This is a genomic window from Bowdeniella nasicola (genome assembly GCF_001907295.1).
Taxonomy (GTDB): domain Bacteria; phylum Actinomycetota; class Actinomycetes; order Actinomycetales; family Actinomycetaceae; genus Bowdeniella; species Bowdeniella nasicola.
Window position 1 is genome coordinate 26,489 of sequence record NZ_MQVR01000016.1, and the last position, 9,701, is coordinate 36,189.

General features: G+C 62.7%; 11 protein-coding genes and 2 pseudogenes. 2 read left to right on the forward strand and 11 right to left on the reverse strand.

Going from position 1 to position 9,701, the window contains the following annotated elements; translation table 11 throughout:
- Positions 1 to 28 precede the first annotated feature (28 nt).
- A pseudogene (locus tag BSZ39_RS04225) lies at positions 29 to 268 on the reverse strand (LLM class flavin-dependent oxidoreductase); the annotation flags it as partial.
- A 4-nt stretch (positions 269 to 272) separates the two neighbouring features.
- Positions 273 to 659, reverse strand: a complete 387-nt coding sequence (locus BSZ39_RS04230) for a YchJ family protein (RefSeq protein WP_073716138.1) — start codon at positions 657 to 659, stop codon at positions 273 to 275.
- 50 nt (positions 660 to 709) lie between these two features.
- Here BSZ39_RS04230 and BSZ39_RS04235 point away from each other — a divergent pair, with 50 nt between their 5' ends.
- Positions 710 to 1,537, forward strand: a complete 828-nt coding sequence (locus tag BSZ39_RS04235; RefSeq protein WP_073716139.1) for an aldose epimerase family protein — start codon at positions 710 to 712, stop codon at positions 1,535 to 1,537.
- A 16-nt stretch (positions 1,538 to 1,553) separates the two neighbouring features.
- Here BSZ39_RS04235 and BSZ39_RS04240 read toward each other — a convergent pair whose 3' ends face one another.
- The 9 genes and pseudogenes from BSZ39_RS04240 to BSZ39_RS04280 all read right to left on the reverse strand — a co-directional run bounded on the left by BSZ39_RS04240 (position 1,554) and on the right by BSZ39_RS04280 (position 9,378).
- A complete protein-coding gene (locus tag BSZ39_RS04240) occupies positions 1,554 to 2,249 on the reverse strand; it encodes a hypothetical protein (protein ID WP_073716140.1) in 696 nt (231 codons plus the stop codon).
- Positions 2,246 to 2,689 carry a pyrimidine dimer DNA glycosylase/endonuclease V gene (locus BSZ39_RS04245; protein WP_073716141.1) on the reverse strand — a complete coding sequence of 148 codons (444 nt, stop codon included), beginning with the start codon at positions 2,687 to 2,689 and terminating at the stop codon, positions 2,246 to 2,248. Before BSZ39_RS04245 ends, BSZ39_RS04240 begins: the two co-directional genes overlap by 4 nt.
- A 14-nt stretch (positions 2,690 to 2,703) precedes the next feature.
- Positions 2,704 to 3,234, reverse strand: coding sequence for a GNAT family N-acetyltransferase (locus tag BSZ39_RS04250; protein ID WP_073716142.1), 531 nt, complete (start codon positions 3,232 to 3,234; stop codon positions 2,704 to 2,706).
- 14 nt (positions 3,235 to 3,248) lie between these two features.
- Positions 3,249 to 4,004 (reverse strand): iron ABC transporter ATP-binding protein, encoded by a 756-nt coding sequence (locus BSZ39_RS04255; protein ID WP_073716143.1) that lies wholly within the window; start codon positions 4,002 to 4,004, stop codon positions 3,249 to 3,251.
- 1 nt (position 4,005) lies between these two features.
- On the reverse strand, positions 4,006 to 5,073 hold the full coding sequence (locus BSZ39_RS04260; RefSeq protein WP_245792419.1) for an iron chelate uptake ABC transporter family permease subunit: 1,068 nt from the start codon (positions 5,071 to 5,073) through the stop codon (positions 4,006 to 4,008).
- Complete coding sequence (locus tag BSZ39_RS04265; RefSeq protein ID WP_222842855.1) at positions 5,066 to 6,088, reverse strand: ABC transporter permease; 1,023 nt, start codon at positions 6,086 to 6,088, stop codon at positions 5,066 to 5,068. Before BSZ39_RS04265 ends, BSZ39_RS04260 begins: the two co-directional genes overlap by 8 nt.
- Positions 6,085 to 7,062, reverse strand: a complete 978-nt coding sequence (locus BSZ39_RS04270; protein ID WP_245792420.1) for a siderophore ABC transporter substrate-binding protein — start codon at positions 7,060 to 7,062, stop codon at positions 6,085 to 6,087. The genes BSZ39_RS04265 and BSZ39_RS04270 overlap by 4 nt, the downstream gene beginning before the upstream one ends.
- A gap of 375 nt (positions 7,063 to 7,437) precedes the next feature.
- A pseudogene (locus BSZ39_RS04275) lies at positions 7,438 to 8,112 on the reverse strand (IS3 family transposase); the annotation flags it as partial.
- Between the two features lie 318 nt (positions 8,113 to 8,430).
- Entirely contained in the window at positions 8,431 to 9,378 is a 948-nt protein-coding gene (locus BSZ39_RS04280; protein WP_073716147.1) for a choice-of-anchor M domain-containing protein, read from the reverse strand.
- Between BSZ39_RS04280 and BSZ39_RS14175 the strand changes: the two genes are divergently transcribed.
- A complete protein-coding gene (locus tag BSZ39_RS14175) occupies positions 9,325 to 9,633 on the forward strand; it encodes a hypothetical protein (protein ID WP_222842857.1) in 309 nt (102 codons plus the stop codon). The genes BSZ39_RS04280 and BSZ39_RS14175 overlap by 54 nt on opposite strands.
- Positions 9,634 to 9,701 lie beyond the last annotated feature (68 nt).

Here is a 9,701-nt window from a genome sequence, read left to right on the forward strand (position 1 = left end):
TCGAGTGCTATAACTCCGATATGCGCTAGCGCAGGTCGATGACGCCTGTGCCGACCTCAATGCGCTGGGTGCGCGCCGCGATCGCCGACAGCAGCGGCATCGGAGCCGCGGCCTACCGCGCGAAATGGTGGACCCGGAAATAGGCGCCGTTGACGCCGATCTCATCGGCCGCGACCGAGAGTTCGACAGCCTGGTGTAGTGCCTCACCTGCGCTGGGGCCGCCGTGCCCGCCGTAGTGACCGAAGCTGAGGAATCCGAAGCTGCGCATGTCCTCACTCTAGGGGCAGCGCGTCGAGGTAGACCCAGCGTCCGGCCTTGCGCGTAAACCGCGAGCGCTCGTGCAGCTCGCCGGTCATGCCGTCGTCCATAAAGTGTGCTCGGAATTCGACGATGCCCTCGGTATCGTCTTCGCCACCGTCTACGACGTCGAGGATCTCGAGCCGCGTGAATACCGGGCTATCGTCGTCGACATTGGTCGGGCGGGTACGCGGATGCCATGAGCGAAATACGTAGTTCGCATTGCGTCGAACGTAGGCGGAGTACCGCGAACGCATGAGTTCTTCGGCGGTGGTGGCCTGCCGGACGCCATCGTGTAGTTCTCCGCAGCAGGTCGCATAAGTTTCGCCGCCGCAGGGGCACGGCCACGCTTTTGTCGTCATAGCAAGAAGGCTAGAACGTTCCGGGCTGGCGTGCGCGTTATCGTTGCGTCATGGCCCTTCATGTCTTCGATCTCGACGCGAGCGCCGGGCGTGTCAGTGACCTCGGCGCTCAGGTACTATCTTGGACCCCGCACTCCACGAACCGGCCGGTTCTGTTTACCTCCCGTAGGGCGGGCCAAGCGCGCGAGGTCCATGCCGGTATCCCGATCTGCGCGCCGTGGTTCGGCCAGGGCCGCACCGACGTGAGCGTCCCGTACGGCCATGGACTCGTGCGCTGGATCGAATGGGACCTGGTCGAAGAGGACGTAAGTGAAAACCGCGCGCGATACGTGTGGGAACTCGACCACAGCGCGACGGAAGGCACCCCCGGGTCGGACGACTACCCCGCCGACCTGTACTACCGCTATGTCGCCGAGTTCGATTCCGAACTGCGCGTCGCCCTCACGATCACGTCGCCGACGCAGCAGACCATCGTCGACCAGGCGTTCCACACCTACTTCTATGTCGATGACCTCGCCCGCTCCCGCATCGATGGCCTTGACGGCAGCGAATTCCTCGATGGCTCCCGGCGCGGTGTGCACGATGGGACGCTTCAGATCGAGGGCCCGCACGACGTCATCTACTTCGACGCTATTGCCGACTCCCCCACGCTCACGATCGGCGAGCCGGACCGCACGGTCACGATTCGCACCTCGGGCGCCCGCGACGCGATCGTGTGGAACCCGGGGCCCGATGGGGCGCAACGGCTCAACGGGTTCGATGCAGATGAGTGGGAGCACATGATGTGTGTCGAGGTCGGCAACGTGCAGCATCATGCCGTGACGATTCCGGCCGGCGGATCGCACACGCTCAGCATGTCAGTGGCTGTCGAAGAGTAGGAATTTTTCCCGCCGGCTACGCCACGCCGGGAAGCCGCCCTCCCCCATTTTTCGGATCGGCATCGAGTGCGACGAGACCTGCCTGCTGGGTTCGCTCGGCAAGCTCATTCAGGCCGGCCCGGCGCGCGGCTTCAGCGATATGGCGGACAGCCTCGTGCGGCGAACTGGACCCCGTTCCGGCAAACCACATCGTGCGCCCATCCGTTGGATTGACGGGCGCATCGAGAAAGGGCGCGACTAATGGCTTATGTCGTCGTGCCTCACGAGGCGACGGACCGACGAAGTGGACGCCTTGGGATGTCCAAAAGTTTCGCCGGACGGTCGATTGCGGCACGACGCCGGTTCCAATCGCGTGACTGTAGTGCCGGGCCCCGGTCACCGGAACCACGCTTCCCGGTGCGATCTGTTCGTAGCGGATCACGTAGGGGCGTAGTCCCGGCGCCGCGGATCCGATCAGTACTCCGCGCTCGGCGATGATGAGTGCTTCGCCCCCCATGTACAGGTAGATGAGGCCGCAGATCACCGCAAAAATGACGCTGGGCGCGATCGCAAGGACGAACGTTTCACCCGGATTGATCAGGGTGAACACCGTAAACAGCAGCCACACTCCGCCGAGAATCAGGGCAAACAGTAGCGAGGGCCGATCCCGATAGACGGCCCGCACCTCTCCGATTTCTTCGCGATAGCGCGCTGCTGCGGACTTAACGCTCATTGGTCCCTTTCTGATACCGGCCGTTCCCACGGTTCAATCTCCCCTGGCACCTCGTCAAACATTGGGTGCAGCTGCGGTCGTGACGCGACGGCCGTCTCATAAACCTTGGGGCTACGGATCTGAAGCTTTGCCAGCAGGTGGCGCCATTCGTAAGCGACCTGTCCCTCGGTGACGGGAAGTCGCACACCGGTTGGCTCGGTCCGAATGCGATCGCGATCGAAGCGGTAGCCGCGCGCTGCGGCTTCATCCGCGACCGCCGTAAGGTACGTGGCAATTGCTGCCATGGAATCTGCGGTTGCGCGGAAGCGTTCGAGCTGCGGATGGTGGCGGTAGCCGGCAGTTTCGCCGGCCAGAATTTTTTGCGCGAGCAATCCCTCGCGCCAAAGTGCGCTCAAGCCCTGCCGATCAAGGTGCAACGGGTTAAGCGACCAAAGCCTCATGCCGAAACTCTACGTTATGCCCGTGCAGTCGCCACCTGATGCTCGGTCAGGTCACGATCGGCGTAGATCAGCCGAGTTGCTGGCCCGTTCGGGTTACCAGTGTCCGGCCCGGCGAAACAGCACCTCAGGCCGATCCGTTCCGCCACGAGCCGCGACCGCGTATTGTGCTCGAGCAGCCGGGCGACAACGGGCAGGTCCGCATTGGCGGCATTGGCGCGTTCCACGGAGTAGCGTGCCGCGCGCGTGGCAATTCCCCTACCCTGCGCCTGGGGCGCTATCCAATATCCGAGGTTCCAATACGAGCCTCGCCGCAGTTTGGGACCGCAGATCCCCACCACACGGTCGCCATCCCAGATGAGCCAGCTGGACAGTCCTTCACGTTCCCAGCCCTCGAGCCACATGCGCATGAGCGCTTCGGTCTCGCTACGGCGGGTGAAACGACCCGACGGGTAGTGTTTCCACACGCGCGGGTCGGAATAGAGGGCGTGGACGGCATCAATATCGTCGATGGTCGGCTTTTCCAGCCGAAAATCACCAAATCTTATGCAGCGAGAACGTCCTAGAAGTAATAGGCCATCGGGCCTTTGGGGCCCGGAAGAATCTCGACGGGGGTGTTAAAGACCCTCGAGAGGGTTTCTTCGCGCATGATGTCTTCGGGCGTGCCGAACTCGACGACCTTACCGTCCTTCATCGCGACGATCCATTCCGAATAGGCGGCGGCGAAGTTGATGTCGTGCAGCACGATGAGGATCGTGCGATCCAGTTCGACGGCGGCGCGCTTCAGGTGCTGCATCATGAGCACCGAGTGCTGCATATCGAGGTTATTGAGCGGCTCGTCGAGCAGGACGTAGTCCGTGTCCTGTGCCAGGATCATCGCGACGTAGGCGCGCTGGCGCTGGCCGCCGGAGAGTTCGTCGAGGAACCGGTTTTCCAGCGCACCGAGCTCCAAGAAATCGATCGCCTGGCTGATGATCCGCTCGTCTTCCCGGGTCAGGCGGCCCTGCGAGTACGGGAAGCGGCCGAACCCCACGAGCTGGCGCACGGTCAGGCGGGTGACGTAGGAGTTTTCCTGCCGAAGGATTGACACGATCCGCGCGAGTTCCTTCGACTTGGTGGTGGCAACGTCCCTACCGGCGATCTCGATAGCGCCGTCGTCCATCCCCATGAGACGACCGATCATCGTGAGCATCGTGGATTTGCCCGCGCCGTTGGGCCCCACGAGGGCCGTGATCCCGCCCTTGGGAATGGCGAGATCGACGGGGCCGATCGAGACCTCATCGGAATAGTTCCGGGTCACGGTCGAAAGCGAGATCATGTCACAGCCTTCCCTTGCGCAGGATGTAGAAGAGGAAGAAGCCACCGCCGACGAGTTCGATGATGACGCCGACGGAGCCCTGGGCGTAAAAGACATTGCGCAGGATGAAGTGCGCGCCCGCCATCATGATGAAACCGATGAACCAGGCCATCGGGAAGAGGTAGCGATGGTCGTAGGTGTCGGCGAGCTGGTAGGCCAGCATCGCGACGAGGAAGCCAAGGAACGTCATCGGCCCGATGAGCGCCGTCGAGGTCGCCATCAAAATCGCGGTTAGGACGAGGACGAGCAACGTCCGGCGACGGTGGTTGATGCCGAGGTTGAGGGCGGGCTCGCGCCCGAGGGCGAGCACGTTGAGGGTGCGCGACTGCCCCCACAGCGCGGCGCCGGCGAGCGCCACGATGATGGCCGCGGGCAGCAGGTATTCCTCACGCGCTTGCGCGAGCGAGCCGATGAGGCGCGCGGTCAGCAGGTCAAATTCGCTCGGGGTGAGCAGGCGCTGCAGGAACGTTGCCGCGGCGCCGAGGCCGCCACCGATGACGATGCCGACGAGCAGCGTGATGTGCAGATTGCCGCGCGGGCCGCCGAACAGCCAGCCGTACAGGATCGTCGCGAAGGTGACCATGAGCGCGATCTGGAACAGGAACTGCCACACGCCGGTGACGAGCGTGATCCCGGCGGCGCCGAGCGCGAAGACCGCGGCGGTCTGCACGAGTCGGTAGAGCGATTCGAAGCCCATGATGCTGGGCGTGAGAATCCGGTTGTGCGTCACCGTCTGGAAGCTGATGGTCGCAATCGCTTGGGCGCCCGTGACGATGAGGACGACGATGAGGGTCTTGGCCCGCAGGCGCGCGATCGTCCAGTAGCCATCCGAGCCGATGGGCATCGGATTGCCGTAAGACATCGTGAGCGCGGTGCTCCCCAGCGCGAGGGCGATGAGGATCGCGAGGATGATCCAGTAGCGACGACGAGTTCCGCCGGCGAGAGCACCCGTCGTGCGTCGGGTCGGCTCGGGGTCGGACAGCGGTGGCGTCACGCGCTCGCGCGGCTTCATGAGGGTCGTACTAGCCACGGCGACGCATCCTTAGCAGCATGACAACAAAGACAACGGCACCGATCGCCGCGAGGATAATCGCGACGGGCACCTCAAACGGCATGATGATCACGCGCGCGATGATGTCGCAGATCGTGACAATCCAGATGCCGGTAAACGCGACCCACGGAAGGTTCGAGCGCAGGTCATCGCCGCGGACCATCGAGACGAGATTGGGCACGATGAGGCCGAGGAACGGCAGTTGCCCGACCACGACGGTGACGATGCCGGTCGCGAGCGCGATGAGCCCGGTGCCGAGCAGGACGACCATGCGGTAGTTCAGGCCGATATTAGTCGCGAATTCCTCGCCGAGGCCCGCCGCGGTGAACCGATCGGCGGCGACGAAGACGAGAACAACGACGATGAGGACGGCCCACATCGGCTCGTACTGGCCCTTGATCGCTGAGGTGAAGGAGCCCTGGAACCAGATCCCCATCGTCTGCAGCAGGTTGGTCTCAAGCGCGATATAGGTCGAAGCCGCGCCGACGACGGCCGCCAGCATCATGCCGACAATCGGGACGATGACGCTCGATTTCAGCGTCACGCGCTGCAAGAACGCGAAGAAGACGAGCGTACCGATGAAGGCGGTGGCGACCGCGACGCTCATCTTGACTAGCAGCGAGGCCGCCGGCGCGATGATCATGATGAGCAGGAGGCCGAGCCCCGCCCATTCCGTCGTGCCGGTCGTCGTCGGTTCGACGAAGCGGTTCTGCGTGATCATCTGCATCACGAGGCCGCTCATCGCCATGACGGCGCCGGACAGAATCAGGGCGACCGTCCGCGGAATCCGCGTAATCGCGAAGATTTCCGCGCCGTCGTCCGCTCCCAGGATGTCGTACACACCGACCGACAGTGAGAGCACGGTGAGGGCAACAGTGAGGAGGACAGCCCCTAGCAGCGACCACGACAGGCGCGGCCGACGCGCGGTAGGCAACGCGCCGCCAGGCTCCCGAGCGGACTCGGGAGCCTGGACGGTGGTCGCGTTGAAGGTCACGCCTTAGCCTTCTCCATCGCGTCGGCGATCGAGTTGAAGAACTCGGTGTAGGTCGCGAGCGACTCATCGATGTAGGTGTACTGCGGCATGTAGACGATACGGTCGTTCTTCACCGCATTGACGTTTTGCAGCGCCGCAGAATTCTTCAGCAGCTCGTTGGCCGGGGTGAAAGTCTTGCCGCGGAGGGCGGAAACTGACGCGTCGCGGTCGAGCACGAGAATCCAGTCCGGGTTGGCGTCGGCGATCGCCTCGACGGAGACGTCGTCGCCCTCGTGGTCCTTCGAGGAGCCCTCGACCTTCAGGGCCGGGGTGAGGCCGAGAACGTCAAACGCGGGGCCAACGGAGCGACCCTTGGTCGGCGCGGCGTAGTTGATCTTGCCGCCGGAGGTGATGACGCCGAGGACCTTCTGCGACGGGTCGTAGGCGGCCTTCGCCCGCGCAACGGCGGCGTCGAACGCCTCGATTTCCTTCTTCGCTTCCGCTTCCTTACCGAAGATGCGCCCCATCTCGGTTACCTGGCGCTTGAGCTCTTCGGCGAAGTCCTTGCCATCGCGCGGCGAGTAGTCGACGAGCGTCGCGTTCGGGGCGAGCTTCTTGATGTCGTCGTTGTACTGCGTGAAGCGCTGACCGGAGACGATCAGGTCGGGCTCGGCAGCGACGATGAGCTCGAGGTTGGGCTCGCGGTGGTTACCGATATCGGTGACGTCCTTCTTATAGGACAGATCCGGGCGCATTAAGGAGACGGCGCCGGCCTTCAGTTCCACACCCCAGTCGTTCAGCAGCTTAAACGTACGGTTGTCGAGGGCGACAACGTTCTTGGGCGGAACCGTGATCGTGTGCTTGCCGAGATTCGATTCCGTCTCGATCGTCGCGCTGGTGGCGTCAGGGGAAGCCGACGTGGTCGAGCCCGAGTTTGACGGGCTCGTACCGCAGGCCGAAAGGCCGAGCGCGAGAGCCGCTGATGCCACGATCATCGTGACACTCTTTGAGCGACGAAGTTTCATAGTACGAATAACTCCAGATGGTCGTTGATCGATGGGCGGTGTGCCCCCACCGAACGGCCTTGCTGGTTAGCTTAGCCGAGCCTAACCTTATGGTCACTTTGAGCAATTAAGCAACCCTATCGTTGCATAAATTGGCACGCAATAGTCACCACTCGCCTCAACCATCCGGCGTTCAATTCGGGCGATCTAGGCGATTGCCATGAAAGACGAAGGCCTGGCCTATGGTCCTATAAGGAACCGATAGGCCAGGCCTAATGTCGCTGCGAGTGTGTTAACGAAAATGTGTCTCGGCAACGTTGCCGCCTCTGCCTTAACCCTTCACGCAGAGCACGTGGGCCGCCTCCTTCATTCGGTCCGGAGGCTGTGTGAGTCGTCGGTTTCGATTTGATGGGTGCACTGCTGAGCGTACTCGACTGGGGGTAGGTAGCCGAGCGAGGAGTGCCGGCGGTGATGGTTGTACTCGTCTTTCCAGTCGCCGACCACGACCTGCGCGTGCAGCAGCCAGTAGAAGCTGTTGATGTTGAGGCACTCGTCGCGGAGCCGGCTGTTGAACAACTCGACGTACCCGTTCCGCCACGGCGAGCCCGGTGGGATGTAGGACAGGCCGGTGCGGGTGCCTGCCCAGTCGGCCATCGCTTCGCTGATGAACTCCGGCCCGTTGTCGGACCTGAGCACAGCGGGAGCGCCGCGGACGGCGACGAGATCCTCGAGATGCGCGGTGAGCCGGTCGGCGGTGATCGACCGCTCGACCAGCCCGCCGATGCATTCCCAGGTGTGCTCATCGACGATCAAGCAGATCTTGATCGGCCGGCCCTGCTCGTCGGCGTCGAACTGGAAGTCCACCGCCCACACCACGTTCGGAGCGTCCGCTGTTGCGGGGTCGACGGTCGAGGACCCGACGCGTTTGCGACGCCGCTGCTGCGGGACGCGGAGGCCCTCGTCACGCCACAGGCGTTGGATCTTCTTGTGGTTCACGACCCAGCCCTCGGCGCGCGCATCGTGATACGCGCGTCGGTACCCCCGGGGTGTGACACTTCCTGCTGTTCGACATGACCTGACCAATCTCCCCGCCCGAACCCACGGGCAACAGGACGACTCTCAGAACCACCGGACCTACGAAACGGGGTCAGCCCACCACCTACACCCTGGTTTGTGAAAAGCCCGTTAAGCAGCTGACTCTGAGGACAACCCACTAGAGTCGCTTGTCTGCTGGGGTGGCCGTTCCCGAGGTGTTAGAAAGTAGGCCCGCACCTCCCCAACCGCGACCTGCCAGGATGAACTGATTTCTCACCTGGCGGGAGGCGCTAAAGGAAAGTGCGGGCCCTCGTTGTGCAGGACTTAGCTCTTGCGAGGGCGTGCAGCTACAAGTAGCGCAACACCAGCAACAACAAGTGCACCAGCGGTCAGTCCAACCGGAAGTACCGTGGCACCGGTACGGGGCAGGGAGTTGCCGTCGTTCGAAGCGGTGCCGTTTGAACCATTTGCACCAGTGCCGTTCGAGGTGCTGTTCGCACCGTTGTCGGAGTCGCCTCCGTCTCCTTCAGCAGGAGCTTCCGTCTGTTTGTCGTCAGGCTTCCTGCTGTCGTCGTTGTCGGACTCACCAGGCTGAGCCGGCTCGTTTGGCTCCTGCGACGGCTCCACAGGTGGTTCCTGCGTTGGCTGTTCGCCTGGTGCTTCACTCGGCTTTTCACTTGGCGGAGTCGAGACGTCGCCGTCTTCACCACCTGGCTTGCGATCCACGACGAACGTGAGACGTTGCGTCTTCGCTGTCACACTGCCACCAGCGCTTCGTGCACCTCCCACCTCCTGCTTGGCGCGCGCCGTCACGTCGATCGTGTACGTTCCAGGTTTGGTGAATGCCCACGCAGTATGCATGTGGGTTCCGGGCGGAAGAGGAATGTCTGCAGCCTTCTCGCTGGATGCGTACATCGTTTGAATGGAGCCGAGGTTCTCCGTGTAGGCAAACCATTTTCCGCCTTCAGGTGCGCTCACAGGTGTGAGTGTCATCGTCGCACCTTCGGGATATTTCATGCGGTCGAGCGTTTCGCTTGAGAACCCTGGCCACACACGGCCTGGTTGTTGAGCTTGCGGCAGAATGTAGAGTTCAGTGCCTTTGGGACCGAGGACGTCGTAGCTTGGGTTGGCAAGCACGTTGCCTTCACGCTTAACCTTCGCAAGTTTCGTGACTTCCAGGGTCGTCGAGTCGATAGTGCGTGTCACGGATTCCTGTGCGTGCTGTCGCGAATCGTCGCCGAGCGCTACGGTCAGTTCACCATTGAGGTCCATGGCACGCAGGTCGACGTGTCCGTTATTAATCGTGACAGGCGTGTTGAGGAGACTTTCGTCAGAGCCGTCGTTTCCGTCGCCTGGGTTTGGTGTTTCACCACCGTCGCCTGGGTCGGGTGTGGTGGTGGCACCGCTTTCGGAAAATTGGGTCTGAACTGTATTGCCCGTGTTACTGACCTGTCCAAGGTCAATGGTGTCTGTATTACCAATTGCGGCGCGTGGCTGTGGCTGGTCAAGTCCCTTGTAGTGGTGTAACGGCGTTTTCCTCTCGTTTGGGGTTTTAGCTTGCTAGTGCGGGCGTGTCGGTATCGGTCATGGTCGTG

Excerpts from the sequence above, each read along its gene's own strand:
- BSZ39_RS04245 (WP_073716141.1), bottom strand. The coding sequence starts at position 2,689 with ATGAGGCTTTGGTCGCTTAACCCGTTGCACCTTGATCGGCAGGGCTTG.
- BSZ39_RS04240 (WP_073716140.1), bottom strand. The coding sequence starts at position 2,249 with ATGAGCGTTAAGTCCGCAGCAGCGCGCTATCGCGAAGAAATCGGAGAG.
- BSZ39_RS04280 (WP_073716147.1), bottom strand. The coding sequence starts at position 9,378 with ATGGACCTCAATGGTGAACTGACCGTAGCGCTCGGCGACGATTCGCGA.
- BSZ39_RS04230 (WP_073716138.1), bottom strand. The coding sequence starts at position 659 with ATGACGACAAAAGCGTGGCCGTGCCCCTGCGGCGGCGAAACTTATGCG.
- BSZ39_RS04255 (WP_073716143.1), bottom strand. The coding sequence starts at position 4,004 with ATGATCTCGCTTTCGACCGTGACCCGGAACTATTCCGATGAGGTCTCG.
- BSZ39_RS04235 (WP_073716139.1), top strand. The coding sequence starts at position 710 with ATGGCCCTTCATGTCTTCGATCTCGACGCGAGCGCCGGGCGTGTCAGT.
- BSZ39_RS04270 (WP_245792420.1), bottom strand. The coding sequence starts at position 7,062 with ATGATCGTGGCATCAGCGGCTCTCGCGCTCGGCCTTTCGGCCTGCGGT.